The 25,691-nt window shown below is 68.8% G+C and carries 25 protein-coding genes and 1 pseudogene; 13 read left to right on the forward strand and 13 right to left on the reverse strand.

The features are described 5' to 3' along the window. Positions 1-14: 14 nt before the first annotated feature. From accC to K7G19_RS10095, 5 genes are all read right to left on the reverse strand, one after another. Positions 15-1,382, reverse strand: a complete 1,368-nt coding sequence (accC, locus tag K7G19_RS10075) for an acetyl-CoA carboxylase biotin carboxylase subunit (RefSeq protein ID WP_149316612.1) — start codon at positions 1,380-1,382, stop codon at positions 15-17. Between the two features lie 156 nt (positions 1,383-1,538). Further along, entirely contained in the window at positions 1,539-2,000 is a 462-nt protein-coding gene (gene accB, locus K7G19_RS10080; RefSeq protein WP_149316613.1) for an acetyl-CoA carboxylase biotin carboxyl carrier protein, read from the reverse strand. Positions 2,001-2,171: 171 nt separating this feature from the next. Beyond that, a complete protein-coding gene (gene aroQ / locus K7G19_RS10085) occupies positions 2,172-2,651 on the reverse strand; it encodes a type II 3-dehydroquinate dehydratase (RefSeq protein ID WP_226107648.1) in 480 nt (159 codons plus the stop codon). Positions 2,652-2,901: 250 nt separating this feature from the next. Beyond that, on the reverse strand, positions 2,902-3,480 hold the full coding sequence (locus tag K7G19_RS10090; protein ID WP_150082138.1) for a TlpA disulfide reductase family protein: 579 nt from the start codon (positions 3,478-3,480) through the stop codon (positions 2,902-2,904). A gap of 54 nt (positions 3,481-3,534) precedes the next feature. Further along, on the reverse strand, positions 3,535-4,245 hold the full coding sequence (locus K7G19_RS10095) for a UDP-N-acetylmuramate--alanine ligase (protein ID WP_149316615.1): 711 nt from the start codon (positions 4,243-4,245) through the stop codon (positions 3,535-3,537). Between the two features lie 220 nt (positions 4,246-4,465). Here K7G19_RS10095 and mpl point away from each other — a divergent pair, with 220 nt between their 5' ends. The 9 genes and pseudogenes from mpl to mtgA all read left to right on the forward strand — a co-directional run bounded on the left by mpl (position 4,466) and on the right by mtgA (position 13,525). Then, positions 4,466-5,857 (forward strand): UDP-N-acetylmuramate:L-alanyl-gamma-D-glutamyl-meso-diaminopimelate ligase, encoded by a 1,392-nt coding sequence (mpl, locus tag K7G19_RS10100; protein ID WP_149316616.1) that lies wholly within the window; start codon positions 4,466-4,468, stop codon positions 5,855-5,857. A 14-nt stretch (positions 5,858-5,871) separates the two neighbouring features. Then, a complete protein-coding gene (locus K7G19_RS10105) occupies positions 5,872-6,552 on the forward strand; it encodes a YqiA/YcfP family alpha/beta fold hydrolase (RefSeq protein ID WP_226107130.1) in 681 nt (226 codons plus the stop codon). After that, positions 6,545-7,171 (forward strand): chorismate lyase, encoded by a 627-nt coding sequence (locus K7G19_RS10110; protein ID WP_226107132.1) that lies wholly within the window; start codon positions 6,545-6,547, stop codon positions 7,169-7,171. The genes K7G19_RS10105 and K7G19_RS10110 overlap by 8 nt, the downstream gene beginning before the upstream one ends. Before the next feature lie 23 nt (positions 7,172-7,194). Further along, positions 7,195-7,416, forward strand: a complete 222-nt coding sequence (locus K7G19_RS10115; protein ID WP_226107134.1) for a hypothetical protein — start codon at positions 7,195-7,197, stop codon at positions 7,414-7,416. After that, entirely contained in the window at positions 7,413-8,153 is a 741-nt protein-coding gene (fabG, locus tag K7G19_RS10120; protein WP_150082139.1) for a 3-oxoacyl-ACP reductase FabG, read from the forward strand. Before K7G19_RS10115 ends, fabG begins: the two co-directional genes overlap by 4 nt. A gap of 398 nt (positions 8,154-8,551) precedes the next feature. After that, positions 8,552-10,756 carry a ribonuclease catalytic domain-containing protein gene (locus K7G19_RS10125; RefSeq protein ID WP_226107135.1) on the forward strand — a complete coding sequence of 735 codons (2,205 nt, stop codon included), beginning with the start codon at positions 8,552-8,554 and terminating at the stop codon, positions 10,754-10,756. Between the two features lie 60 nt (positions 10,757-10,816). Then, positions 10,817-11,722, forward strand: coding sequence for an energy transducer TonB (locus tag K7G19_RS10130; protein WP_190286285.1), 906 nt, complete (start codon positions 10,817-10,819; stop codon positions 11,720-11,722). A gap of 18 nt (positions 11,723-11,740) precedes the next feature. Continuing rightward, positions 11,741-12,607: pseudogene (aroE, locus tag K7G19_RS10135) on the forward strand (shikimate dehydrogenase); the annotation flags it as partial. Positions 12,608-12,823: 216 nt separating this feature from the next. Beyond that, positions 12,824-13,525, forward strand: coding sequence for a monofunctional biosynthetic peptidoglycan transglycosylase (gene mtgA, locus K7G19_RS10140; RefSeq protein ID WP_150082155.1), 702 nt, complete (start codon positions 12,824-12,826; stop codon positions 13,523-13,525). A 64-nt stretch (positions 13,526-13,589) separates the two neighbouring features. Here mtgA and corA read toward each other — a convergent pair whose 3' ends face one another. Both corA and K7G19_RS10150 read right to left on the reverse strand, forming a co-directional pair. Further along, a complete protein-coding gene (corA, locus tag K7G19_RS10145) occupies positions 13,590-14,552 on the reverse strand; it encodes a magnesium/cobalt transporter CorA (RefSeq protein ID WP_149316622.1) in 963 nt (320 codons plus the stop codon). Positions 14,553-15,084: 532 nt separating this feature from the next. Next, the gene (locus K7G19_RS10150; protein ID WP_226107137.1) at positions 15,085-15,981 is read right to left on the reverse strand and encodes a DMT family transporter; all 897 of its coding nucleotides are present in this window, start codon (positions 15,979-15,981) and stop codon (positions 15,085-15,087) included. A gap of 210 nt (positions 15,982-16,191) precedes the next feature. Here K7G19_RS10150 and pyrF point away from each other — a divergent pair, with 210 nt between their 5' ends. After that, positions 16,192-17,034, forward strand: a complete 843-nt coding sequence (gene pyrF / locus K7G19_RS10155; protein ID WP_149316624.1) for an orotidine-5'-phosphate decarboxylase — start codon at positions 16,192-16,194, stop codon at positions 17,032-17,034. Positions 17,035-17,155: 121 nt separating this feature from the next. Here the strand turns inward: pyrF and K7G19_RS10160 are convergent, their stop codons facing one another. The 3 genes from K7G19_RS10160 to thiL form a co-directional block, all read right to left on the reverse strand. Next, on the reverse strand, positions 17,156-17,653 hold the full coding sequence (locus K7G19_RS10160) for a CinA family protein (protein WP_149316625.1): 498 nt from the start codon (positions 17,651-17,653) through the stop codon (positions 17,156-17,158). A gap of 61 nt (positions 17,654-17,714) precedes the next feature. Continuing rightward, complete coding sequence (locus tag K7G19_RS10165) at positions 17,715-18,281, reverse strand: phosphatidylglycerophosphatase A (RefSeq protein WP_149316626.1); 567 nt, start codon at positions 18,279-18,281, stop codon at positions 17,715-17,717. Positions 18,282-18,398: 117 nt separating this feature from the next. Next, positions 18,399-19,448 (reverse strand): thiamine-phosphate kinase, encoded by a 1,050-nt coding sequence (thiL, locus tag K7G19_RS10170; RefSeq protein ID WP_226107139.1) that lies wholly within the window; start codon positions 19,446-19,448, stop codon positions 18,399-18,401. A gap of 312 nt (positions 19,449-19,760) precedes the next feature. Here thiL and K7G19_RS10175 point away from each other — a divergent pair, with 312 nt between their 5' ends. The 3 genes from K7G19_RS10175 to K7G19_RS10185 all read left to right on the forward strand — a co-directional run bounded on the left by K7G19_RS10175 (position 19,761) and on the right by K7G19_RS10185 (position 23,419). Beyond that, a complete protein-coding gene (locus K7G19_RS10175; protein WP_149316628.1) occupies positions 19,761-22,109 on the forward strand; it encodes an NADP-dependent malic enzyme in 2,349 nt (782 codons plus the stop codon). Between the two features lie 330 nt (positions 22,110-22,439). Next, positions 22,440-22,814 carry a ribonuclease gene (locus K7G19_RS10180; RefSeq protein WP_226107650.1) on the forward strand — a complete coding sequence of 125 codons (375 nt, stop codon included), beginning with the start codon at positions 22,440-22,442 and terminating at the stop codon, positions 22,812-22,814. Continuing rightward, positions 22,811-23,419 carry a barstar family protein gene (locus tag K7G19_RS10185; protein ID WP_006579293.1) on the forward strand — a complete coding sequence of 203 codons (609 nt, stop codon included), beginning with the start codon at positions 22,811-22,813 and terminating at the stop codon, positions 23,417-23,419. Before K7G19_RS10180 ends, K7G19_RS10185 begins: the two co-directional genes overlap by 4 nt. 138 nt (positions 23,420-23,557) lie before the next feature. Here K7G19_RS10185 and K7G19_RS10190 read toward each other — a convergent pair whose 3' ends face one another. The 3 genes from K7G19_RS10190 to K7G19_RS10200 all read right to left on the reverse strand — a co-directional run bounded on the left by K7G19_RS10190 (position 23,558) and on the right by K7G19_RS10200 (position 25,584). After that, positions 23,558-24,130 (reverse strand): YidB family protein, encoded by a 573-nt coding sequence (locus K7G19_RS10190; RefSeq protein ID WP_149316630.1) that lies wholly within the window; start codon positions 24,128-24,130, stop codon positions 23,558-23,560. A gap of 94 nt (positions 24,131-24,224) precedes the next feature. Beyond that, positions 24,225-24,971 carry a 16S rRNA (uracil(1498)-N(3))-methyltransferase gene (locus K7G19_RS10195; protein ID WP_226107140.1) on the reverse strand — a complete coding sequence of 249 codons (747 nt, stop codon included), beginning with the start codon at positions 24,969-24,971 and terminating at the stop codon, positions 24,225-24,227. Between the two features lie 169 nt (positions 24,972-25,140). Beyond that, positions 25,141-25,584 carry a glyoxalase/bleomycin resistance/extradiol dioxygenase family protein gene (locus tag K7G19_RS10200; RefSeq protein WP_149316632.1) on the reverse strand — a complete coding sequence of 148 codons (444 nt, stop codon included), beginning with the start codon at positions 25,582-25,584 and terminating at the stop codon, positions 25,141-25,143. Between the last annotated feature and the right edge of the window lie 107 nt (positions 25,585-25,691).

Consider the following 25,691-nt stretch of genomic DNA (forward strand, 5'->3'; position numbering starts at 1 on the left):
CGGCCCGAACCGGCTCAGACCTTCTCGCCCTTGGCCACGCTCTTCTGGGCCAGGCGGTGCTCCAGATAATGGATGCTGGTGCCGCCTTCGACGAAGTTGGCGTCGAGCATCAGCTCGCGGTGCAGCGGCACATTGGTCAGGATGCCGTCGACCACCATCTCCGACAGCGCGATCCGCATGCGGGCGATGGCCTGCTCGCGGGTGGCGCCGTAGGTGATCAGCTTGCCGATCATCGAATCGTAGTGCGGCGGCACGAAATAGCCATCATACGCGTGCGAATCGACCCGCACGCCGGGGCCGCCCGGCGCGTGCCAGGCGGTGATGCGGCCCGGCGACGGCGTGAACTTGAACGGATCTTCGGCGTTCACGCGGCATTCGATCGCGTGGCCGCGGAACTGCACGTCCTTCTGGCGATAGCGCAGCTTCTCGCCGAAGGCGATGCGGATCTGCTCCTGCACGATGTCGATGCCGGTGATCATCTCGGTCACCGGATGCTCGACCTGCACACGCGTGTTCATCTCGATGAAGTAGAACTCGTTGTTCTCGTACAGGAACTCGAACGTGCCGGCGCCGCGGTAGCCGATCTTCTTGCAGGCCTCGGCGCAGCGGTCGCCGATCCGCTCGATCAGGCGGCGCGGAATGTGCGGTGCCGGCGCTTCCTCGATGACCTTCTGGTGGCGGCGCTGCATCGAGCAGTCGCGCTCGCCCAGCCAGATCGCCTGGCGGTGCTGGTCGGCCAGCACCTGGATCTCGATATGCCGGGGGTTCTCCAGGAATTTCTCCATGTAGACCTCCGGATTGCCGAACGCGCGGCCCGCCTCCTCGCGCGTCATGTTGACGGCGTTCAGCAGCGCGGCCTCGGTGTGCACCACGCGCATGCCGCGCCCGCCGCCGCCGCCGGCCGCCTTGATGATGACCGGATAGCCGACCCGGCGCGCGGTGGCCAGGATCTCCTTCGGATCCTCGGGCAGCGCACCTTCGGAGCCCGGCACGCACGGCACGCCGGACTTGATCATGGCCTGCTTGGCCGACACCTTGTCGCCCATCAGCCGGATGCATTCCGGGGTCGGGCCGATGAAGACGAAGCCGGACTTTTCCACGCGCTCGGCGAAGTCGGCGTTCTCCGACAGGAAGCCGTAGCCCGGGTGGATCGCCTGTGCGTCGGTGACCTCGGCCGCCGAGATGATGGCGGGCATGTTGAGGTAGGACTGGGGGGAGGGCGCCGGGCCGATGCAGACCGCTTCGTCGGCCAGCTTGACGTACTTGGCCTCCTTGTCGGCTTCGGAATAGACCACCACGGTCTTGATGCCGAGCTCGCGGCAGGCGCGCTGGATGCGAAGGGCGATTTCGCCGCGGTTCGCGATCAGTATTTTTTCGAACATAGTCTCTCTCTGCGCAGCAGAAGGGCGGTCACAGAAGGGCGGTTACGCCGGGGGCCGGCCACGAACGCCGCGTTGCGACCGGCGGCCGGCACCGCACGCCGCCACGCGAAACGCCCGCATGGTGCGGGCGTGGGGCGCGGCGTGCGGTCCTCGGAATCAGCCGATGACGAACAGCGGCTGGCCGTATTCGACCGCCTGGCCGTTCTCGACCAGGATTTCCTTGATCACGCCGGCCTTGTCGGACTCGATCTCGTTGAGCAGCTTCATCGCCTCGATGATGCAGACTGTCTGGCCTTCCTTGACCGTGTCGCCGACGTTGACGAAAGGCGCCGCGCCGGGCGACGGCGCGCGATAGAAGGTGCCGACCATCGGCGAGGTCACGACGTGGCCCGCGGGCAGCTGGGGCGCGGCCGGTTCGGCGGGGATCGCGGCGGGAGCGGCGGCCGGAGCCGGCGCCGCGGCGATCGCCGGGGCGGCCTGCATCGGCATCGCCTGGGCGACCACCTGGGGCGGCGCCTTGACGATGCGCACCTTGCCTTCGCCCTCGGTGACCTCCAGCTCGGAGATGCCGGATTCGGCCACCAGGTCGATCAGCGTCTTCAGCTTGCGCAGGTCCATCTTCTATCCTCCTGAATCGGGTTGTCCGGCACCGCCGCGATGGCGGGGGCCCGGAGAAAATCGTTGCGGCCGGCAATCGCGCCGCCGCGCCGGGCACGCGAGGTAGCCGGCGAGGGCGCGCACACCGGCGCGCGCCATGGGTACTGTGTCTGTTTCTGTTCGACGCGGGGGTCAGGCCCCGGGTGGCGCCTGTTCCTGCCCGAGGGCGTAGTCCAGCGCCAGCAGGTAGCCCTGCCAACCCAGCCCGCAGATCACGCCGACCGCCAGATCGGAAAAATAGGACCGATGGCGGAAGCTCTCGCGGCGATGCACGTTCGACAGGTGGACTTCGACGAACGGTATCGACACGCCCGCCAGCGCGTCGCGCAACGCCACGCTGGTGTGCGTGTAGGCGGCGGGATTGATGATGATGAAATCCACACCCTGCTCGCGCGCGGCGTGGATGCGGTCGATCAACGCACCTTCATGGTTGGACTGGAAGGTCGCCAGCCCGATGCCTGCCGCGGCCGCACGCTGCGCCAGGGCGGCATCGATGTCGGCCAGCGTGGTCGTGCCATACGTCTGCGGCTCCCGCGTGCCCAGCAAATTCAGGTTCGGTCCATGGAGGACCAGCACCTGACGGTAGCGGGCGGCGCTAGGGCTTGGACGAATATCGGTCACGGCAGCTCGACCAGTTCTACGAAATTGCGCGGAGATTACCGTAGCTTAGAGGGATTTGTCTAGCACACGGTACAAGGCGGATCCGCGAATCCCGCCTTGCAGGGGCACTATGCATCGCATTTGACCGAGCCGGGCCTTGTCATCGCCGTGTGCTGCACCATTTCGCCACAATTGCGGACCGGTTCGCTGCAGAAGGCGGCAAAACCACGTTGGCGGCACCTGCGCGGCGGCGCGTGCGCCGTTATCCCTTTGGCAGCACGGCGCGCAGTTCGTCGGGCATCACGCGTCCCATCTTGCGCATCCGCACCACGCCATCGGGATCGATCACCACCGTATAGGGCAGGCCGCCAGCGGCATTGCCGAAGCTGCGGGTCAGTTCGGTACCGGCAAAGCCGGCCACCGCCAACGGGTAGGCGACCGGGACCTTCTGGACGAACTCGCGGATATTGCTGGCCGAATCGATGCCGATGCCGACAAATTCGACGCCGCGCGACTGGTATTCCTTGTGCAGCGCGGTCAGGTCGGGCATCTCTTCCACGCAGGGGCCGCACCACGGCGCCCAGAAGTTGACGACCACCGTCTTGCCGCGCAGCGCGTCCATCCGGATCGGCTTGCCGTCCGCATCCGGCAGCTCGGTGCGGTACAGCGCTTCGACCGCCTGGTCGCTGGCCGGCTGCGGCGAGAAGACCCGGTGGCCGACCACGGCGCCGGCAATCGCGGCGGCGACGGCGATGGCCAGCCAGAACCACAGGCGGCCGCGACGAACCGGCTGCGGCGCGGAAGGTGGCGAAGGCGGGGCGGAGGACGTGGACGGTTTCATGGGGCCTCTGGCAAGGAAGACGAAGAGATGGCGCCAGATGGGCGCCGGTTCTATTTATATGGTGTCGCCGTCGGGGGCCGGGTTGCCGGCCGCCGCCTCGTCCGCGGCGATCAGCGTGCGCAGCGCACCCTCGTCGATCCGCAGTGGCCGGCCGCCTGGCTCGCCGCGGGCGCCGCGTTCGTCGTTGGCGTCATACAGCGCAATATGGATGCCGACCGGCGCGCCCAGTTCGGCGCGGACCTCGCCGGCCAGCAGGCGTGCCTCGCGCTGCGCCGGCCACTGGCCGCGCCACAGGAAGCTCAGCGTCTCGACCTCGCCGCGGTTGGCGAAGTGGCGGGATTCGCTGGTCTCGAAGTCGACGCCGGCGTTCAGCAGGTGCAGCGCGACATCCTTGGGGCTGTCGCAGAAGCACTGCAGATGGATGTCGGAATGCTCGGTCGCGGTGCCGTTGAGCACCGCGCCGGCCAGATACGGGCGGAATCCGGCCAGATCCTGCATCGCCAGCAGGGCCACGCGGCGCAGCAGCGCCAGGATGCGCGGCTGGCTGTCGGCATGGAACAGCGCCTGATAGGCGCGCACCTCGTCCTCGACCATCTCGTTGTCGGGCAGCCAGTCGCCCGCGATGCGCACGTCGCCGAGCAGCTGGCGGGCGGCCTTGCGCTTGGCGGTGGCGTAGTCGGCGCCATCCTCGGCGATCATCCGGGCGGCGGCTTGCGCGATCTCGTTGCGCAGGCGCGCCGGATCGATGGGGGTACGTCGTGACATCCCACGATGATACCCGCTGCCGCCGAGGCCCGGCTCGCACGGTACAATGCGGCACTGCGGCACGGTGCGGTCGCGCCGATGCCCGCGTCCCGCGCATCGCCGGCGGCGATCCTCGCGCCCCATCGATGCCCGCCCGATGCCCGCCGCCGGGCCGGCATCGGCCTTCGCCGCGGCTCGCGCCATCAACCCTCGCTTTCCATCCGGCTGTTCACCGATCCCCATGCATATTCATATCCTCGGTATCTGCGGCACCTTCATGGGCGGCCTCGCCGTGCTGGCCAAGCAGGCCGGCCATCGCGTCACCGGCTGCGACGCCAATGTCTATCCGCCGATGAGCACGCAGCTCGAGGCCCAGGGGATCGAGCTGATCGAGGGCTTCGATCCCGCCCAGCTGTCGCTGGAACCGGACCTGTTCGTGATCGGCAACGTGGTCTCGCGCGGCAACCCGCTGATGGAAGCCATCCTGGACCGCAACCTGCCCTATGTGTCCGGCCCCCAATGGCTGGGCGAGCATGTGCTGCGCGGCAAATGGGTGCTGGCGGTGGCCGGCACGCACGGCAAGACCACCACCACGTCGATGCTCGCCTGGATCCTGCAGGACGCCGGCTACGAGCCAGGCTTCCTGGTCGGCGGCGTGCCGCAGAACTTCGGCGTGTCGGCACGGGTGACGCCCTCGGACTTCTTCGTGATCGAAGCCGACGAGTACGACACCGCCTTCTTCGACAAGCGCAGCAAGTTCGTCCACTACCGGCCGCGCACCGCGATCCTGAACAACCTGGAGTTCGATCACGCCGACATCTTTCCCGATCTCGCCGCGATCGAGACCCAGTTCCACCATCTGGTGCGCACCGTGCCGCGCCAGGGCCGGCTGCTGGTCAATGGCCTCGAAGAGAGCCTGGCGCGCGTGCTCGAGCGCGGCTGCTGGAGCGAGGTCGAGCAGTTCGGCACCGGAGACTGGCGCGCCAGCGATGCGGCGCAGGCCGCAGGTGCCGGCGCCGAGCTGGACGCCTTCGATGTCTGGCACGGCGAGACCGTGGTCGGCCGCGTGCAATGGACGCTGCAGGGCGTGCACAACCGCATGAACGCGCTGGCCGCGATCGCCGCCGCCCGCCATGTCGGCGTGCCGCCCGCCCAGGCGATCGATTCGCTGGGCCGCTTCGCCAACGTCAAGCGCCGCATGGAAGTGCGCGGGGTGGCCGGCGGCGTCACCGTCTACGACGACTTCGCCCACCATCCGACCGCGATCCAGACCACGCTGGACGGCCTGCGCCGGCGCGTCGGCGCGGCGCGCATCCTGGCGGTGCTGGAGCCGCGCTCCAATACGATGAAGCTCGGCGTGATGAAGGCGCAGCTGCCCGCCAGCCTCGAACTGGCCGATCTGGTATTCGGCTATGGCGCCCCCAGCGGCAAGGACGCGCTGGGCTGGGATCTGACCGAGGCGCTGGCGCCGCTGGGCGAGCGCGCCGGCGCCTTCGACAATCTGGACGCGCTGGTCGCCGCGGTACGCGCCGCGGCGCGGCCGGGCGACCATGTTCTGGTGATGAGCAACGGCGGCTTCGGCGGCGTCCATCAGAAGCTGCTGGACGCGCTGGCGGCGCCCGCCAAGGGCTGAACGGAGCGGCGCCCATGCTGTTGTATCTGCACGGATTCCGTTCGTCGCCGCGCTCGTTCAAGGCGCAACTGGTGCAGCAGCGCCTGCGCGAGCGCGGGCTGGGCCGCTACTACGCCTGTCCGATGCTCGACGTGTCGCCGGCCCGCGCGATCGAGCAAGCCGAGGCCGCGATCGCCGCGGCGCGCCTGTCGGCCCCGAGCGATCGGCCTCTGGCCATCGTCGGCTCGTCGCTCGGCGGCTACTACGCGCGCTGGCTCGGCGAGCGGCACGGCTGCCCCACCGTGCTGCTCAACCCGGCCGTGCATCCTTGGACCGATCTCGAGCGCCATCTCGGCGAGCAGCCGCTGTGGCATGGCGGCGGTTCGGTCAAGGTCGAGCGCCGTCATCTGCAGGAACTGCTGGATCTGCGCGTCGACACGCTGCGCCACCCGGAGCGCTTCTATCTGCTGGCCGCGACCGGCGACGAGGTGCTGGATTACCGCGAGATGGTGGCGTCCTGCCCGGGCGCGCGCATCCGCGTGATCGAGGGCAGCGACCACGGCATCAGCGAGTTCGCCGACTATGTCGACGAGGTGCTGGACTTCTGCGGCTACGGCAACGCCGACAACGCCAAGAACGACGGGGAAACCCGCGAAACCGGGCAAGCCGGGACATCCGGCGAGGAGACGGACAACAAGGACGGTGGCAATGCCTGACGCCTGCGCGGCGCGCGTGCGCCGCTGTGCCTGGAGCGGGCATCTGCCGTTCGACGCGGCAATGGGCGCCAACCTGCGGCGCTGGATCACCGGCGAAGGCTCGCTGACCGCGCGGCTGATCACCGCCTCGTCGCGCTTTCGCGTCAGCAAGCTGTCGCAGCGGATGGAGCGGCCACTGGCGGACGAGTGGCACACGCTCGGGCTGGGCGCGCCGCTGCCCGTGATCGCGCGCGACGTGCTGCTGGTCTGCGACAACACCCCGGCCGTGTTCGGCCACACCATCGTCCATCCGCGCCATGCGCGCCGCGACTGGCCCTTCCTCGGCGGACTGGGCGACCGGCCGCTGGGCGGCGCGCTGTTCGTCGATCCGCGCGTGCGCCGCGACCCCTTCGAATTCGCCCGCCTGCTGCCGCATCATCCGCTGGCGCAGCGGCTGCGCCGCGCGCTGCCCGAATTCGGCGAGGAGCTGGCGGGAATCATGCTGCCGGCGCGGCGCTCGGTGTTCCGCCGCGGCGCGGGCGTGATGCTGGTGACCGAGGTATTCCTGCCCGACCTCGCCACGCGCCCGGCGCCGCGCACCGCGACCGGCATGCCGGTGCCGATGCGTCCGCCGCGATAGGGGAGAGCGACCCGACAGACGCGATGGATGCGATGGATGCGATGGATGCGATGGACGCGATGGACGCGATGGACGCGATGGACGCGATGGACGCGATGGACGCGTCGGAGGTGATGGACGCGACCGATGCGACCGATGCAATCGATGCCGACGGCGCCGCGGCCGACGACGCGCGGACCCGCCCCAACCCAAACAAAAAAACGATAACGACAGCCAACCCCACTACCACGAGAACTCAACGATGAAACTTCAGGGACGGATTGCCATCGTCACCGGCGCCGCCGCCGGTATCGGCTTTGCGACCGCGCGGCGCTTCGCCGCCGAGGGCGCCATCGTGATCCTGTGCGACGTCAACGCCGAGCGCGTCCAGCAGGCCGCCGCGCAGCTGGCCGCCGGCGGCGCCACCGTCCGCGCGCACCGGGTCGACGTCACGCAGCGCGAGCAGGTCGACACGATGGTCGCGGCGACGCTGACCGAGTACGGCCAGATCGACATCCTGGTCAACAACGCCGGCATCACCAAGGACGCCCGCCTGGTCAAGATGACCGAGGCCCAGTTCGACGCGGTGATCGACGTCAACCTGAAGGGCGTGTTCCATTGCGCGCAGGCCGTCGCCGGCCCGATGATCGAGCGCGGCCGCGGCGTGATCCTGAACGCCTCCAGCGTGGTCGGCCTGTACGGCAATTTCGGCCAGACCAACTACGCCGCGAGCAAGTTTGGCGTGGTCGGCTTCACCAAGACCTGGGCGCGCGAGCTCGGGCCCAAGGGCGTGCGCGTCAACGCGGTGTGCCCGGGTTTCGTCGCCACCGAGATCCTGCAGACGGTGCCGGACAAGGTGCTCGACGGCATGAAGCAGGCCTGCTGGCTGGGCCGGCTGGCCGAGCCGGACGAGATCGCCAGCATCTACGCCTTCCTGGCCAGCGACGACGCCAGCTATATCAACGGCACCGCGATCGAGGCCAGCGGCGGCATGTCGATCTGAGGGCGCGCTTCCGGACACACTCCCGGACGCGCTTCCGCACGCGCCTCCGGACGCGCCTCCGCACGCGCCTCCGGACGCGCCTCCGGACGCGTTTCCGGTCGCCCGTCCGGACGGCTCCCGGGCAGGCTTTCCGGCGCGTTCGCGGGCACGTTTCCCGGCACGCTTGCCGGCACGCCGCGGCGCCGGGCACCCGCCGCCGGACACGTTTTATTGCGTGGCCCGGCAGACGGCCGCGCCAGCCCGGTACGGTATCATTGACGACCGGCCGCGGCGCCCATGCGCGCGGCCCATGACCCCCCCGCCCGGCCCGTGCCGGGCGGTGACGCTTATCCATTTCCGAGGCGGGCAGCGCGCCTCGCCGACGCCCGGTTTCCGGCATATCTGAAAGACCCGATCCCATGCAGTTGTTGTTCGAGGAAGGCGGCGAGATCCGCGCCGGTACCGTGCTGAACCAGCAAGGCGAGGCCTATCAGGTCGAATTGCCCGCGGGCAAGCGCACCAAGGTCAAGTCGCGCGACGTGCTGCTGCAGTTCGCGCAGCCGAGCGCGGCCGAGCTGCTGTCGCAGACGGCGGCGCTGACCGGCGAGATCGATCTCGATTTCCTGTGGGAATGCGCCCCCGAGCAGGAGTTCGGCTTCACCGACCTGGCCGCCGAGTACTACGGTGCGTCGGCGAGCCCCGCGCAGCAGGCGGCGCTGGCGATGGCGCTGCAAGGCAATCCGGTCTATTTCCGCCGCAAGGGCCGCGGCCGCTACCAGCGCGCGCCCGAGGACCAGCTCAAGGCAGCGCTGGCCGGGCTCGAGCGCAAGCGCCAGCAGGCGCTGGTGCAGGCCGAATACGAACAGCAACTGAAGGCCGGCGTGCTGCCCGAGGCGTTCCGCGGCAAGGTGCTGACGCTGCTGTTCAAGCCGGACAAGAACAGCCTCGAGTACAAGGCGCTCGATGCCGCGTGCACCGCGCTGGGCAAGTCGCCGATGCGGCTGATGATCGAGGTCGGCGGCGTGCCGAACGCGCGCGCGCTGCACGAGGCCCGCTTCCTGTCCGAGTGCTTCCCCAAGGGCACCGGCTTTCCGGAGATCATGGTGCCGGAGCCGGGCGGCGACCTCCCGCTCGCGCCGGTCGAGGCGTTCTCGATCGACGACGTCACCACCACCGAGATCGACGACGCGCTGTCGGTGATGCCGCTGGACGAGGGGCGCCTGCGCATCGGCATCCATATCGCGGCCCCGGGCCTGGGCATCCGCCGCGGCGATCCGCTCGACGCGATCGCGCGGCAGCGGCTGTCGACGGTCTACTTTCCGGGCGACAAGATCACGATGCTGCCGGACGCGGTGGTCGAGCGCTACACGCTGCAGGAAGGGCGACAGTGCCCGGCGCTGTCGCTGTACGTGACCTACGATCCGGCCGCGCAGCAGATCCTCGCCAGCGAGACGCGCGCCGAGATGGTCAAGATCGCCTCCAATCTGCGCCACAACCTGCTCGACGAGGTGGTGACCGAGGCCGCGCTGACCGAAGGCAGCGGCGACTATCCGTTCCGCGAGGCGCTGACCGCGCTGTGGGGCTTCGCCAATTTCCTCTACGACGAGCGCCAGCGCGCGCGCGTCGCCAGCGGCCTGCGGCCGGAGTCGCACAGCCGCGCCGACTACAGCTTCTATCTGGACGAGCAGCCCGACGGCAGCCAGCGCGTGCGCATCGAGCAGCGCAAGCGCGGATCGCCGCTGGACAAGATCGTCGCCGAGCTGATGATCCTGGCCAACAGCACCTGGGGCAAGCTGCTGGCCGACCACGGCGTGCCGGGCATCTACCGCACGCAGAAGGCCTGGGGCATGCATCGGACCCGCATGCAGACCTATCCGGCTCCGCACGAGGGGCTGGGCGTCGCGCAGTATGCGTGGAGCACCTCGCCGCTGCGCCGCTATGTCGATCTGGTCAACCAGTGGCAGATCATCGCGGCCGCGCAGCACGGCGTCACCGCCAAGCTGGTGGCGCCGTTCAAGCCCAAGGACGCCGACCTGCTGGCCGCGGTGGCGGACTTCGAGGGCACCTATGCCGCCTATGCCGAGCACCAGTCGACCATGGAGCGTTACTGGTGCCTGCGCTGGCTCGCGCAGGAGAACCGCGAACGCATGATGGCGACCGTGCTGAAGGACGGCGCGGTGCGCTTTGCCGAGATCCCGCTGGTCACGCGCGTGCCCGAACTCGCGCAGGCCGCGCGCGGCACGCAGGTGCTGCTCGAGATCGCCGGCACCGACGAGCTGACGCTGGAAGTCAGCTGTCGGGTGCTGGAGGTGTTTGCCGGCGAGGGTGAGCTGCCGGCCGAAGAACTGGAAGGCGATGAAGAATCGGCGGAGGTCTCCGCCGAAGCGGCCGCCGAGGTGGCGGCCGAGCAGGCCGCGGAAGAGGCCGCCGAGCAGGGCGCCGAGACGGTGCCGGAGACATTGGAGGGTACCGGTACCGAAGCGCCGGCCGAAGCCATCCCCGGCGAAAGGGCCAACGACAACGCCAACGCCAACGCCAACGCCAACGCCAGCGCCGGCGACGGCGCCGATGGTCGCGACGGCGCTGCCAGGACCGCCGGCAACGGCGGCCCCGCTGCCTCCTGATCCAGGCCTGCCGTGAACCTCGCCCGCGCTTCCCGCCAGTGGTGGCAAGGCAGCAGCACGATGGCCAAGGCCATCGCGATCTCGCTGGCCGTGCATGCGCTGCTGCTGGCAGTGCGCTTCGGCGCGCCGGAGGCCTTCGAGATCAAGCGCAGCGACACCGCGCTCGACGTGGTGCTGGTCAATGCGAAGTCGGGCCAGCAGCCGCTCAAGCCAGCCGCGCTGGCGCAGGCCGATCTCGACGGCGGCGGCGACCACGAGCAGCAGCGTGCCAGCACGCCGCTGCCGGCGCAGCCCATCCCGCGCGAGGGCGATCTGGTGCGCCAGGTGCAGCGCCGCGTCGATCTGCTCGAGGAGCGCCAGCAGCGGCTGATGACACAGCTGCGCGAGAGCGCGCCGCCGGTCCACAGCCAGCCGCTGCGTCCGGGCGAACGCCGTCTCGATACCCCGGCGCGCGGCCAGGACGAGCACGATTCGCTCGACGAGATGGCGCGGCTGGAGGCCGAGATCGCCCGCAATCTGGAGCACTACGCGCGCCGGCCCAAGCGCCACCAGATCACCGCCACCAGCGCGCAGCAGGTGGTCTACGCCCGCTACTACGACCGCCTGCGCAAGAAGATCGAGGCGCGCGGCACCGCCGACTTCCCTCGCCGCGCCGGCCAGCCGCTGTACGGCGAGCTGATCGTGGCGATCAACGTCGACCGGCATGGCCGGCTCGGTTACGAGCGCGGCGGCTACCGCGTCGACGGCGTCGAGCTGGTCAAGAGCTCGGGCAACGCCGCTCTGGACCGCCAGGCCATCGCGATCGTGCGCGCCGCGGCGCCGTTCGGCGAGTTTTCGCCGGAGATGCGGGCCCGCTACGATATTCTCGAAGTGATTTCGACGTTCAAGTTCTCGCGCAGCGGGCTGGAAACCCGGCTGCAATCCCGGTTGCCGTCCCAGGCGCCATCGCCGCTGCCATCCCGATAAATGCCCAACGCTACCGACATGCCCAACCCTGACCTCGCCGTGGACCGCTATGCCGTGGTCGGCAACCCGATCGCGCACAGCCGCTCGCCGCAGATTCATGCCGCCTTCGCGCGCCAGACCGCGCAGGCGCTCAGCTACGAACGGCTGCTGGCGCCGCTGGACGGGTTTGCCGACACCGTGCGCCGGTTCTTCGCCGAGGGCGGCCAGGGCCTGAACGTGACGACGCCGTTCAAGGTGCAGGCCTTCGAGCTGGCCGACCGGCTGACGCCCGGCGCCGAGGCCGCCGGTGCGGTCAACACGCTGTGGATGGAGGACGGCCTGCTGCACGGCGACAACACCGACGGCGTCGGCCTGGTGCGCGATATCGTCGATCGTCTCGGCGTCGAGCTCGAAGGGCGGCGCATCCTGCTGCTGGGCGCCGGCGGCGCCGCGATGGGCGCGATGCTGCCGCTGATCGATTGCCGGCCCGACCGCATCGTGGTGGCCAACCGCACCGCCGACCGCGCCAGCGAGATGCTGGAGAACTTCGCCGAGGCCGCCGGCGAGGCCGGCGTCGAACTGTGGGGCGGCGGCTTCGAGGCGCTGGCCGGGCTGTCCGAGGAGGACGGCTGCGAGGTGGTGATCAACGCGACCGCCGGCAGCCTGCAGGGCGAGGTGCCGCCGGTGCCCGAGGCGCTGCTCGGCGAGGGCGTGCTGGCCTACGACATGATGTACGGCGCCGAGCCGACCGTGTTCCTGCAGTACGCGGCGGCGCAGGGCGCCCGCACCGCCGATGGGCTCGGCATGCTCGTCGAGCAGGCGGCGCAGGCCTTCTACCTCTGGCGCGGCGTGCATCCCGATACCGCGCCGGTGCTCGAGGAACTGCGGGCCGCGCTGCGGGCCGAAGCCGGGTGCGAAGCGGCTGCCGAACCGGGAGCCAAAGCGGCGGCCGAACCCCAGGCCAGACCGCACGGCAAACCGCAGGCCGGACGCTGACCTCGGGCGCATCCCGTTCTTCCGCTACGCCGACTGACCGACGCGAGTTCCGCCTTGGCCCAACGCAAACGCGCCGTCCGTTCCCGTGCCGCCGCCGCGTCCGCGCGCGCCGGCACTTCCGCGCCGCTGCGCTGGCTCGCATGGCTGCTGGGCAGCGTGCTGGCCGGCGTGGTCGCGATGCAGGTCTATTTCTTCCTGCAGATCGCCGCGTGGCAGGTAGTCGATCCCGGTCCGACCTCGTTCATGCGCGCCGAGCGCTGGCGCCTGTGCGGCTGGAATGTCTGGAGCTGCGGCATCGAGCGGCAGTGGGTGCCGTATGGCGAGATCTCGCGCAACCTGAAGCGCGCCGTGATCGCCAGCGAGGACGCCGACTTCGTCAATCATCCGGGCTACGACTTCGACGCGATGCTGGAAGCCTGGGAGCGCAACAAGAAGCGCGGCCATATCGTGCGCGGCGGGTCGACCATCACGCAGCAGCTGGCCAAGAACCTGTTCCTGTCGCCCGAGCAGCATTACCTGCGCAAGGGCCAGGAACTCTTGATTACCTGGATGCTGGAGTTCTGGCTCGACAAGCAGCGCATCTACGAGATCTATCTGAACTCGGTCGAGTGGGGCGAGGGCGTGTTCGGCGCCGAGGCCGCCGCCCGGCACTACTTCAAGACCAGCGCCGGCCGTCTCAGCGTGGGCCAGGCGGCGCGCCTGGCGGCGGCGCTGCCGGCGCCAAAATGCTTCGACAAGAAGCAGTACTGCGCGCATGTGCGCGTCAACTTCCGCGCCAAGGCCGGCATCATCGCGCGCCGGATGGGCTCGGCCACGCTGCCGGACTGATGACGTACGGCAGCGGGCAGCCCGCCGGGCGGCCCGGTCGTCGCGGCGCCGGGCCTTGGGGCTTCTAGCTGAGCCAGCCCTTGCGGCGGAAATAGATCAGCGGAATCGCCGCCGACACCGCCATCAGCGCAATCGCCCACGGATAGCCGCCGGCCCAGTCGAGCTCGGGCATCACCTTGAAGTTCATGCCGTAGACGCTGGCGATCAGGGTCGGCGGCATCAGCGCAACCGACACCACCGAGAACAGCTTGATGATCTTGTTCTGGTTGATGTTGATGAAACCGACCGTGGCGTCCATCAGGAAGTTGATCTTGTCGAACAGGAACGCGGTGTGGTTCTCGATCGAGTCGATATCGCGCAGGATCTGGCGCGCCTCGTCCTGCTGCTCGGCGGACAGCAGCTGGCTGCGCATCAGGAAGGACAGCGCCCGCCGGGTGTCCATCACGTTGCGGCGGATGCGGCCATTGCGGTCTTCCTCGCGCGCGATGGTCTCGAGCACATCGGCCGCCGCGGCGTCGGTCACGTTCTCGGCCAGTACGCGCTTGCTGGCGTCCTCCAGCCGTTCGTAGATCTCCTCGATCGAGTCGGCCGAGTACTCGGCGTCGGTCGCGTACAGATCCATCAGCACGTCCTTGGCGTTGCGCACCGAGCCCGGGCGCATGCGGGCGCGCAGCCGCACCAGCCGGAACACCGGCAGGTCCTCGTCGTGGATGGAGAACAGCACGTCGCGCGTCAGCACGAAGGCCACGCGCACGTTGCGCGAGACCTCGTCCTCGTCGAGCAGGAAGTCGGTGCGAATATGGATGTTTTCATCCTCGCCCTCGAAATAACGCGCCGAGGCCTCGAGGTCGCCGAGGTCCTCGAGCTCGGGCAGGGCCACGCCGTAGGCTTCCTTGATCCAGTCCAGTTCCTCGTCGTCGGGGCTGACGACATCGATCCAGATGGGCTTGTGCTGCAGCAACTCGTTGCGGTCGTCGACCTGCTCCTGGGCGAGCCGGCCTTTCTGCAGGACGAACAGATTGATCATCCCCGGTATTCCTTATGCCGTGCGATGAAGAAAATCGGCAGGCAGGCTTGCGGCACGGCCGGGCCGCGCCCTTCGCGACGGCGAATGGCGGGCTCGAAGGCAAGCGTGATCGCGCTGCGCGGACGGGCCGTGCAAGGCGATGGCGTTTGCCGTTGATGGCTGGCAAGCCGGGTGAGGGAAGTCCGCAACAACGCGGCGGGCCTGTTGAAGCGATGGCCGCCGGTGGCAGTACGGAAAAAACACTCGCCCGCAGTGTGCTGCGGGCGGGTTCGGCGAGCGTCCGACCAGGATGGTCCGGACGGGTTCGTCGTTACGCAGCCCGCAGTGACATGGCATTCGTAGAGGTCGCGGCTTTGCCGCGGCAACTCGAACACCCGATGCTACTGCCCACGTAATTTCTCCGGGATTATGGATGGGCGCGAGTGTAGCCCAACGCGACCGCGTTTGTTAAGTGAAATCTGGATGAAGCGTCACCGCGGCCGTGGTACGGGGTATGAGGCACGGTTCGACTGCGGCTGCGGCTCTGCCCGCCTTACGCGCGACGGCGCAGCCGCGGCATCAGCAGCGGTACCAGCAGCACCGAGGCCAGCGCGGCAAACATCAGCACGATCGCGGCGTAGTCCTGCCAGTGGGGCTGCTCGCCCAGCATCCACATGCCGGAGAAGACCCCGACCACCGGGATGAACATGATCGACAGGCTCGATACCACCGGCGGCAGCGAACGGGCCAGCGCGAACCAGACCAGATGGCAGAAGGCGAACACGACCACCGCGTTGTACACGATCGCGGCCCATTCGATCGCGTTGGGCATGCGCCAGCCCTCCTCGAACAGCAGCGTGCCGGCCAGCAGGAAGGGCAGCGCGACCGCCAGCATCCAGAAGGTCAGCGTGCCGAGCGGGATATCGACCGGGGTGCGCTTCATCAGCTGGGTGCCGTAGCCCCAGCCGGCCGCGGCGGCCAGCATCATCACGGTGCCGGTCGGGCTGCCGGTCAGCGCGCCGAACTCGCTCGACATCAGCAGCAGCGTGCCGGCCAGCGCGCAGCCGATGCCGACCCAGGCCCAGGCCGAGATGCGCTCGCGGAACAAGACCAGGCCCCAGACCACGGCCCAGATCGGCATCGTGTAGCCGAGGATCGCGGCGCGGCCCGAGGACAGCATCTTGACCGCGCCGATCGCCAGCAGGTGCCAGATCACCATATTGGGCAGCGCCAGCTTGAACACCGTGCCCCAGGTCTCGCGCGGCAGCGTCAGCGGGATGCCCTTGGCGCGCAGCGCCAGCCCCAGCGCGATCAGGCCGCCGGCCATGCACAGCAGGCGAAAGCCCAGCGGCGGGAAATGGGCCACGCCGATCTTCATCACGGGCCAGTTGACGCCCCAGGCGAGCGTCAGCGCGACGAGCAGGGCAAGGTTGCGGCGATCGAGAGTCATGGAGGGGAGGCGGTTACCGGTGCGTTACCGCTCTTTCTATTGGTTTCGTCTGTCGGAAAAGCGCAAGGAAGATAGCATGCAACGGGTAAAATTGCCGGCAACGACCCGACCGTCGCCGGCCGCCGCGATTCTCTGCCCGTGCCGACAGACGATAGCCAACGGTCCGCCGCGGCCCATCCCGGGCCCGGATGCCACGCATTCGAGCGATCCATGACCCGTCCTTCCGTTCCTCCCGTCCCGTTCACCGAGCAGTTGACCCAGGCCTGGCGGCGCAACGATTCGCTGCTGTGCGTCGGGCTCGATCCGGATCCGGGCAAGCTGCCGCTGTCGCTGACCGGCGCCGGCGGCGCGATCTTTTCCTTCTGCCGCGAGATCGTCGACGCCACCGCCGACCTGGTCTGCGCCTTCAAGCCGCAGATCGCCTACTTCGCCTCGCAGCGCGCCGAGGACCAGCTCGAGCAGCTGATCCACTATATCCACGACGCACATCCCGGCATCCCGGTGATTCTCGACGCCAAGCGCGGCGACATCGGCTCGACCGCGCAGCATTACGCGATCGAGGCGTTCGACCGCTATCAGGCCGATGCCGTCACGGTCAGCCCCTATATGGGATTCGATTCGGTGGAGCCGTATCTCGCCTATCCCGAGCGCGGCGTCATCGTGCTGTGCCGGACCTCGAATCCGGGCGGCTCGGACGTGCAATTCCTGCAGGTCGAGGGCAAGCCGATCTATCAGCTGGTGGCCGAGCAGGCCGCGGCGCGCTGGAACACCACCGGGCAGATGGGGCTGGTGGTCGGCGCGACCTTCCCGAACGAGATCGCCAAGGTGCGGGAGCTGGTCGGCGACATGCCGCTGCTGATTCCGGGCATCGGTGCCCAGGGCGGCGATATCGAAGCCACGGTCAAGGCGGGTCGCAGCGCCGACGGTACCGGCATGATGATCAATTCGTCGCGGGCGATCCTCTACGCCAGCCGCGAGAAGGACTTCGCCGCGGCCGCGCGCCGCGCCGCGCTGCAGACGCGCGACACGATCAACCGCTTCCGCCAGGGCTGAACGGCGGGGCCGCTGCGCCTGGGTACTTGGGTACTTGGGTACTGAGGTGCTCGGGTGCTCGGGTGCTCGGGCGCTCGGGTGTTGGGCGAACGGGCGAACGGGCGAACCGCCGCCCCGGCGCTCAGGCCTCGTTGCGCACCAGGTCGAGCAGGCCGCGCATCGCATGCTCGGCGGCCTGGCGGCGGATCTGCTGGCGGTCGCCCTTGAAGCGCTGGGTCTCGACCCGCGTCACGATGCGGTTGCTCCAGCCGAAGCAGACCATGCCCACCGGCTTCTCCGGCGTGCCGCCGGTCGGGCCCGCGACGCCGGTGATCGACAGCGCCACCTGGGCACGGCTGTTGAGCAGCGCGCCCTCGGCCATCGCGTGCGCGACTTCCTCGCTGACCGCGCCGAAATCGCGGATCAGCTTGGCCGGAACGCCGAGCATGGTGCTCTTGGCTTCGTTCGAGTAGGTGACGAAGCCGCGCTCGAACCAGCCGGACGAACCGGCGACGTCGGTGATGGCGGCCGCCACCAGGCCGCCGGTACAGGACTCGGCGGTGGCGACCATCAGCGATTTTTCCTTGAGGGCGATGCCGGCCTGGACGGCAAGCTGGTCGAGCAAGCGGCTGATGGACATGATGACGGCTCTCGTGCTGGCGGTGAATCGGTACGGTTCGGATGCGGCGGCGTGGATGCGCTCAGAACGAGCGCCACAGCGCGAACACCAGCAGCGTGTAGAACGCCGCGACCAGATCGTCGAACATCACGCCGAAGCCGCCGCGCAGGCCCGGGCCCTTGAGCGTGCGGTCGTAATAGGCGATCGGCGCGGGTTTGGCCATGTCGAACAGCCGGAACCACAGGAAGGCGGCGAACTGGCCCCAGAAGCCGGTCGGCATCACGAAGGCCAGCACCAGCCAGAACGCCACGATCTCGTCCCACACCATGCTGCCGTGATCGTGCACGCCCATCGCGCGCGCGGTCCGTGCGCAGGCCCACAGGCCAATCAGGAAGCCGCCGACGATGATCCACAGCCAGGCGGACGGCTGCACCCACAGCGAGATCACGACGAAGGACAGCCAGCCGTACAGCGTGCCGACCGTGCCGGGCATCACCGGCGACAGGCCGGAACCGAAGCCCAGCGCGATGAAATGCGCGGGGTGGGACAGCATGAAGCGCGCCGTCGGGCGCAGGATCTTGGCGGTCTGACCGGCCTCCAGCGTCATCGCGGGATCGGTAGACGCCGAACCGGGAGGATAGGCGGACATCAAGGTATTTGGCTCGTTTGTTATCGCGGTCGGAGGCGGGACTCGCCGGCGCGGCAGGCGGCCGGCGGCGCGGCGCTCCGCCGCATGGCGGCATCATGACATGCCGCCGTCCGGCTGTCAGGGGTTGGCGAAATGATCGAAGCTTCGGGCCCGGAAGGAGACGGGCCCGCCACCGGCATCGACCAGGCGCAACCCGGGCTCGGCGGTGATCGTGCCGACCCGTGTCAGCGGCAGAACCAACCGCTCGGCCAGCGCGGCCAGCGCTTCGCGCGTCCCGACCGGGGCGGTGAAGCACAGCTCGTAATCGTCGCCGCCGGCCAGCACGCAATCGAGCTGGCAGTCGCGCGGCTGGCTCGCCAGGACCTCCGAGCGCGGCAGCGCATCGACGTCGAGCAGCGCGCCGACCTGCGATCGCTCCAGGATATGGCCCAGATCGCCGACCAGGCCGTCCGAGATATCGAGCGCGGCATGGGCCAGCCCGCGCAGCGCCATGCCAAGCGCCACGCGCGGGGTCGGCGTGTCCATGCGCGGGCGCACCAGCGTGAAGTCGGGCTCGGGCAGCAGCCATTCGCCGCGGCAATCGCCCAGCGCCAGGCGTGCATCGCCCAGCGTGCCGGAGATCCAGATGTCGTCGCCCGGGCGGGCGGCGTCGCGGCGCAACGCGCTGCCCCGCGGCACGTCGCCGAACACCGTCAAGGACAGCGTCAGCGGGCCGCGCGTGGTGTCGCCGCCGACCAGCTCGCAGCCATGCGCGTCGGCCAGTTCCAGCATGCCGGCGGCCAGTTCGGCCAGCCAGGGGGGATCGGCCTCGGGCAGCGCCAGCGCCAGCGTGAAGGCGCGCGGCTCGGCGCCCATCGCCGCCAGATCGGACAGGTTGACGGCCAGCGCCTTGTGGCCCAGCGCGCGCGGCGGGACGTCGGGGAAGAAGTGCCGGCCGCTGACCAGCATGTCGCTGCTGACCGCCAGCAGATGGCCCGGGCGCGGATCCAGCAGCGCGCAGTCGTCGCCGACGCCGAGCACGGCCTTGCGGGCCGGACGGGTGAAATAGCGGCGGATCAGTTCAAACTCGGAAAGCGGCGCGGAAGGATCGGCGGAGGGATCGGCCGAAGGGTTCGCCGAGGGATCGGCGGAAGCGGGCGCGGCTGGGGCGGCGTCTGTCGAAGGCATGCTGGAGTCGGCTCGGAAACCCGCCCGGCGGGGCGCGGCAGGAAGGCGGGAGAGTCCCGGGAGTCTGGTGACGGCGCCGCCGGACGGAAGCTCGGACGGCATGCGTGGCTGGTCAGTCCCGCCCGCATCCGGCATATTGTACCGAAACGCAAAGGTGCCTCTCGCAAAACGCTTATTGTGAAATAAAATTTCACAATATAAAATGCGGGGCTCGATCAGGAGACAGCGGGCAGGTGGAGCCGGCCCGCGAGGGTGTGTTCCCACCGTTTTCCGCTTCGTCAAACACGGCTCCACAGACCGGAAGATGCGCCGATGACCAGTCCTTCGCAGCCCGCTTCGCAGCCGAATTCGCAGGCACTCTCGCAAGACGAACTGAAACAGCAGCAGCGCGAGGCGCTGCGCAAAGCCGCCCTCGAGTATCACGAGTTTCCGACCCCGGGCAAGATCTCGGTCACGCCGACCAAGCCGCTGTCGAACCAGCGCGACCTGGCGCTGGCCTACTCGCCGGGCGTGGCGGCCGCCTGCGAGGAAATCGTCGCCGACCCGGCCAATTCCTTCCGCTACACCGCGCGCGGCAATCTGGTCGGCGTGGTCACCAACGGCACCGCGGTGCTCGGCCTGGGCGACATCGGCCCGGCGGCATCGAAGCCGGTGATGGAAGGCAAGGCGGGCCTGTTCAAGAAGTTCGCCGGCATCGACGTCTTCGATATCGAGATCGACGAGAAGGACCCGGAGAAGCTGGTCGATATCATCGCCTCGCTGGAGCCGACTTTCGGCGGCATCAACCTCGAGGACATCAAGGCGCCGGAATGCTTCTACGTCGAGCGCAAGCTGCGCGAGCGGATGAAGATTCCCGTCTTCCACGACGACCAGCACGGCACCGCGATCGTGGTCGGCGCGGCGGTCATCAACGGGCTGCGCGTGGTCGGCAAGGACATCAAGGACGTCAAGCTGGTGGCCTCGGGCGCGGGCGCCGCGGCACTGGCCTGCCTGGACCTGCTGGTCGATCTCGGCCTGCCGCTGTCGAACATCTGGGTCACGGACCTGGCCGGCGTGGTCTACGAGGGCCGGACCGAGCTGATGGATCCGGAGAAGGCGCGCTTCGCGCAGAAGACCGACAAGCGCAAGCTGGCCGAGGTCATCGACGGCGCGGACATCTTCCTGGGCCTGTCGGCCGCCGGCGTGCTCAAGCAGGACATGGTGCAACGCATGGCCGACCGTCCGCTGGTGCTGGCGCTGGCCAACCCGAATCCGGAAATCATGCCGGAGCAGGTCAAGGAAGTGCGGCCCGACGCGGTGATCGCCACCGGCCGCACCGACTATCCGAACCAGGTCAACAACGTGCTGTGCTTCCCGTTCATCTTCCGCGGGGCGCTGGACGTGGGCGCGACCACCATTACCAAGCAGATGGAAATCGCCGCCGCGCACGCCGTGGCGGAACTGGCGCGGCAGGAGCAGAGCGATATCGTCGCTACCGCCTACGGCATCCAGGACCTGTCGTTCGGCCCCGAATACCTGATTCCGAAGCCTTTCGATCCGCGCCTGATCGTCAAGGTCGCGCCGGCCGTGGCGCAGGCCGCGATGGACTCCGGCGTGGCGACCCGCCCGATCGAGGACATGGAGGCGTACAAGCTGCAACTGCAGCAGTTCGTCTACCACTCGGGCACGCTGATGAAGCCGATCTACGCCGCCGCCCGCAAGGTGGCGATGGAGAAGAAGCGCATCGTGTTCGCCGAGGGCGAGGAAGAGCGCGTGCTGCGCGCGGTGCAGGTGATCGTCGACGAGAAGCTGGCCAACCCGATCCTGATCGGCCGCCCGGCCGTGCTGACCCACCGCATCGAACGCTTCGGCCTGCGCCTGCGCATGGGCGTGGACTTCACCGTGGTCAACCCGGAACACGACGACCGCTTCCGCGACTACTCCGACACCTACTACCGGATGATGGCGCGCCAGGGCGTGACGCCGCAGTACGCCAAGCTCGAGATGCGCCGCCGCACCACGCTGATCGGCGCGATGCTGGTGCACAAGGGCGAGGCCGACGGCATGATCTGCGGCACGGTCAGCAATACCGCCGCGCATCTGCGCTACATCGACCAGGTGCTGGGCGGCACCAACGAGGTCTATGCGGCGATGAACGGCCTGGTGCTGCCGGGCCGCCAGATCTTCCTGGTGGACACCCACGTCAACGTCGATCCGAGCGCGACGCAACTGGCCGAGATCACGATCATGGCCGCCGAGGAGCTCAAGCGCTTCGGCATCGAGCCCAAGATCGCGCTGCTGTCGCATTCGAACTTCGGCTCGTCCGAGGCGCCGTCGGCGCAGAAGATGCGCGAGACGCTGGCCATCCTGCGCGAGCGCGCGCCGGAGCTGGAGGTCGACGGCGAGATGCATGGCGACTGCGCGCTGGACCAGAAGCTGCGCGACCAGCTGGTGCCGGACGGTACGCTCAAGGGCGAAGCCAACCTGCTGGTGTGCCCGAACATCGACGCGGCCAATATCGCCTACAACCTGCTGAAGACGGCCGCCGGCAACAACGTCGCGATCGGCCCGATCCTGCTGGGTGTCAATGCGCCGGTGCACATCCTGACGCCGTCGGCGACGGTCCGCCGCATCGTCAATATGACGTCGCTGGTGGTGGTGGACGCCGCGGCGAAGCGGTAAGAACTCGCCACGCGAGTGGAGGAGCCGGGGCATGCCCCGGCTTTTTTATCGCCGCTGAAACTCGGTTAGTGTGCGCATACATTCCATTAACGCATTGAAACAATTCAGGTTTTCGCCGTCACCGAGGCGCGGGGATTGATTATTTAACAGCTTGCGCGTAACCTAGCGCCTTCGATGCAGGCGATCCGTCGACCGCGCTTGGCGTTGGATTGCTGCGCCACCAGACCAGACAACGTGGGTTCCCCGACTTCTTTGCCGCAACGCGCATCGCGCTCCGACAAGATCCTGCAACGGGTCCAGCCTTCGCTCCAACGGGTTGCGCGCGGAGTTCTGCACACCTTGGCTGTGGTGGCCGTGGCGGCCACGCTGGCGCAACCGGCTCAGGCGAAGCAGTCCCCGGAGGTGCTGTCGGATACGCTGGGAACCATTGCAGTGCAGCAACTGCCCAACGAGGCACAGCAGACGCTGCAGCGCATCGAGGCCGGGGGGCCGTATCCCTACGCAAAGGATGGCTCGCGGTTCGGCAACTATGAACGGATCCTGCCTCGGCGGCCGCGCGGCTATTACCGTGAGTACACGGTTGCCCGTCCGGGCAGCCGGAATCGGGGCGCGAAGCGAATCGTCTGTGGCGGCGAACAACGGGCCGCCAACGACTGCTATTACACGGAAGACCACTACAACAGCTTCAAACGGATAATCAGATGATGACTGACATTTTCGGACTGGGCGACGCCCTTGCCGCCCGCGAAGAGCGCGGCGCCGGAGATGGCTGGCAGCGGGCTCAACAACATGCCCAGAACCTTTATGACAGTGTGCTGATGATGCCCCGCTACGAGGTCGCGCACAATAAACTGCCGCCGGCATCGCCGCAGGACGGCAACGCCGAAGTGGCCTGCGGCAGGGAGGCCGCGTTGAACCTGTTCAAGACCGTGCGACCCAATATCGTTCAGTCGATCCGCGCCTTCCGCGTGCCCGAGCTGGCACAGGCTGCCGCCGACCTCGGCCAGCATTTCCTCTACGCCAATTGCGCCCATTGCACGACCAAGGGCGAGGTGCTGGAAACCATCGCCACCGCGTTCCTCTTTCCGAAGCACTTCGGCAAGAACTTCGATGCGCTGGCCGATTGCCTGACGGACATGATCCACAAGGCCGGCGTGCAACCCGGTTTCGTCATCGTGCTCGAAGGTCTGCCCTGCGCGCAGAAGTTCGACAAGGAAGCGCGCGAGACGCTGCTCGACGTGTTCCGCGACGCCGCGGAATTCTGGGCCGAGCGCCGCGTGCAATTCCGCGTGTTCTACTCGTTCGCCTGACCGCGTCAAGCTGGCGCGTTCGCCGGATTCCCGCGCATCGCCGCGCAGGAACCTCGGATAGAAAAGGCCCGCCAAAACGGCGGGCCTTTTTTGCGTGCAAAACGGCGCGGCGGCCGTTCCGATACGTCGCGGAAACGATCAGGCCGCCGGCGGCACCTGGCCCTGCGGCGTCAGCTGATCGATCAGTTCCGGCAGGCCGGCGCTGAGCTGCGCCGCGACGTCGTCGCGCGACATGCCGGTGCTCGAGGACAGCGTGTCGAGCGCGCCGGTGCCTTGCAGCGCCTCGGCCAGCGAGGACGGCGACACCGGCTGATTCGGACCGGTGCCGATCCACGAGGACACCTGCTCGCCCAGTCCCGCCTGCGCGAGGATCTGCTGCAGCGCGCCGATGCCGCCGGCCGCGGCGCCGATCGTCTGTGCCTCGCCGGCCGCGCCGCCCTGGCCGCCGAGCAGGCCACCCAGCAGCGAACCGAGATCGAGCCCGCCACCGCCGCCGGCCAACCCCCCGAGCACGCCGCCCAGTCCGCCCGCCATGCCGGCCGGGTCTTGCGTCGCCTCGGCGCCACCCTGGCGGCCGCGCATGGCCAGCATCGCCAGCAGGCCGAGCGCCAGCATCATCTTCGGATTCATGCCGGCTTGGCCGGATTCGCCGGCCTGCGCTGGATTGGTTTGGCCGAGCACGCCGCCAAGCACACTATCGAGCAGTCCCATCTTCAGCTCCTTGTTGTTGATTCGTTTATCGGACCGGCCGGTGCCATGCTGCGCGGACCGGCTCGGCTCGATAGCGGTCGACGGCGCGGTGCCGTCAGAATCCGCCCAGCAGCGCGTTCAGCGCGGCCAGGCAGGCCAGACCGGCGGTCTCGGTGCGCAGGATGCGCGGTCCGAGCGACACCGCCGTGAAACCTTGCGCCAGCGCGGCGCGTTCTTCCTCGGGCGACAGTCCGCCTTCGGGCCCGATCAGCAGCGTGACGCCGCTGGCGATCCAGTCGTCACGGTGTGCCTGCGCGAGGGCCACCAGCGTCGATTCGGCGCGCGGCGATACCAGCAGCCGCTGTCCGGCATTGGCCGGAATCGCCGCCAGCCACGCCTCCAAGTTAGCCACCCGCGACACCGCCGGCAAGCGATTGCGCCCGCATTGTTCGCAGGCCGCGGTGACCAGCGCCTGCCAGTGCGCGTGGCGCTTCTGCGCACGGTCGCCGCTGAGCCGCACCACCGCGCGCGCGGTCTGCAGCGGCTGGATCGCACCGACGCCAAGCTCGACGGCCTTCTCGATCAGCCAGTCCATCTTGTCGCCTCCGGCAATGCCCTGGGCCAGCGTCACGCGGAAGGGCAGTTCGCATTCGGCGGTGTCGCGCGCGCCGACCTGTGCGGTCGCGCTGCGCTTGCCGATCTCGACCAGCGTCGCGGCATGGCTGCCGCCGCGCCCGTCGAACAGCGTGATGGGCTCGCCGGGATGCAGGCGCAGCACCTGGACATGGCGCACCACCGCCTCGGGCAGCGGCAGCAGGGTATCGGGGGCAAGCGGTTGATCGACGTAGAAGCGGGGTGGCATCGAATCCAGGGAAAATCGGTCAGGCGGGGCGGGTCCGCAGGATGGGCGCGACAACCGCCATGGGCAATATGGGCAACATGGGCGACAGGGCCGATATGGGCAACCGGGCCGACATGGACCCCATCGCGGCATCGGGCTCCGGCATCCGGGCGGTCAGGCTGTCAGTCGCTCAGGCAGCCTCAGAACCCGTGGCCGCGGCGACGGCCTGGTCCAGCGGGCGGGCGAAGCCCCAGCGGTAGCCGTCGAGGTCCTCGACCATGCAATAGCGGTCGCCCCAGAACTGGTCGCCGGGCGCCATCAGGCTGACCGCGCCGGCCGCCACCGCACGGGCATGCATCGTGTCGACGTCGTCGCAGTAGAGGTAGAAGGTCTGCGGGCATTCGAAGCCGGTCGAGCGCGGCGTGCGCGCGGTGCTGCCCCAGGCGCCCTCGGGGGCGAACATCACGACCAGCTCGCCGTGATAGTGCATCTCGGCATGGGTGGGCACGCCGTTCTCGTCGACCACATTGCCAGGCACGAAGCCGAAGGCGCGGCTGTAGAAGTCGAGCGCGCGGCGTGCATCGCTGACGGTCAGGTAGGGAATCAGCCAGGGCGTGTTGGCAGGTTTGGTCATGATGGTGTCCTCCCGGATTCCGTACGGCAGAGGCGCCGGGGTGGGCGCACCTGCACGCACGCTCCACGGTGGCAGGCATCGCGCGCGAAGCGAACGCCGGACGAGCG

The organism is Cupriavidus sp. DB3 (genome assembly GCF_020418465.1).
Lineage (GTDB): Bacteria > Pseudomonadota > Gammaproteobacteria > Burkholderiales > Burkholderiaceae > Cupriavidus > Cupriavidus cauae.

Coding starts and splice junctions, on each gene's coding strand:
- accC (WP_149316612.1), bottom strand. CDS start 1,382: ATGTTCGAAAAAATACTGATCGCGAACCGCGGCGAAATCGCCCTTCGC.
- accB (WP_149316613.1), bottom strand. CDS start 2,000: ATGGACCTGCGCAAGCTGAAGACGCTGATCGACCTGGTGGCCGAATCC.
- K7G19_RS10090 (WP_150082138.1), bottom strand. CDS start 3,480: ATGAAACCGTCCACGTCCTCCGCCCCGCCTTCGCCACCTTCCGCGCCG.
- K7G19_RS10095 (WP_149316615.1), bottom strand. CDS start 4,245: ATGTCACGACGTACCCCCATCGATCCGGCGCGCCTGCGCAACGAGATC.
- mpl (WP_149316616.1), top strand. CDS start 4,466: ATGCATATTCATATCCTCGGTATCTGCGGCACCTTCATGGGCGGCCTC.
- K7G19_RS10105 (WP_226107130.1), top strand. CDS start 5,872: ATGCTGTTGTATCTGCACGGATTCCGTTCGTCGCCGCGCTCGTTCAAG.
- K7G19_RS10110 (WP_226107132.1), top strand. CDS start 6,545: ATGCCTGACGCCTGCGCGGCGCGCGTGCGCCGCTGTGCCTGGAGCGGG.
- K7G19_RS10115 (WP_226107134.1), top strand. CDS start 7,195: ATGGATGCGATGGATGCGATGGATGCGATGGACGCGATGGACGCGATG.
- fabG (WP_150082139.1), top strand. CDS start 7,413: ATGAAACTTCAGGGACGGATTGCCATCGTCACCGGCGCCGCCGCCGGT.
- K7G19_RS10125 (WP_226107135.1), top strand. CDS start 8,552: ATGCAGTTGTTGTTCGAGGAAGGCGGCGAGATCCGCGCCGGTACCGTG.
- K7G19_RS10130 (WP_190286285.1), top strand. CDS start 10,817: ATGGCCAAGGCCATCGCGATCTCGCTGGCCGTGCATGCGCTGCTGCTG.
- corA (WP_149316622.1), bottom strand. CDS start 14,552: ATGATCAATCTGTTCGTCCTGCAGAAAGGCCGGCTCGCCCAGGAGCAG.
- K7G19_RS10150 (WP_226107137.1), bottom strand. CDS start 15,981: ATGACTCTCGATCGCCGCAACCTTGCCCTGCTCGTCGCGCTGACGCTC.
- pyrF (WP_149316624.1), top strand. CDS start 16,192: ATGACCCGTCCTTCCGTTCCTCCCGTCCCGTTCACCGAGCAGTTGACC.
- K7G19_RS10160 (WP_149316625.1), bottom strand. CDS start 17,653: ATGTCCATCAGCCGCTTGCTCGACCAGCTTGCCGTCCAGGCCGGCATC.
- K7G19_RS10165 (WP_149316626.1), bottom strand. CDS start 18,281: ATGTCCGCCTATCCTCCCGGTTCGGCGTCTACCGATCCCGCGATGACG.
- thiL (WP_226107139.1), bottom strand. CDS start 19,448: ATGCCTTCGACAGACGCCGCCCCAGCCGCGCCCGCTTCCGCCGATCCC.
- K7G19_RS10175 (WP_149316628.1), top strand. CDS start 19,761: ATGACCAGTCCTTCGCAGCCCGCTTCGCAGCCGAATTCGCAGGCACTC.
- K7G19_RS10185 (WP_006579293.1), top strand. CDS start 22,811: ATGATGACTGACATTTTCGGACTGGGCGACGCCCTTGCCGCCCGCGAA.
- K7G19_RS10190 (WP_149316630.1), bottom strand. CDS start 24,130: ATGGGACTGCTCGATAGTGTGCTTGGCGGCGTGCTCGGCCAAACCAAT.
- K7G19_RS10195 (WP_226107140.1), bottom strand. CDS start 24,971: ATGCCACCCCGCTTCTACGTCGATCAACCGCTTGCCCCCGATACCCTG.
- K7G19_RS10200 (WP_149316632.1), bottom strand. CDS start 25,584: ATGACCAAACCTGCCAACACGCCCTGGCTGATTCCCTACCTGACCGTC.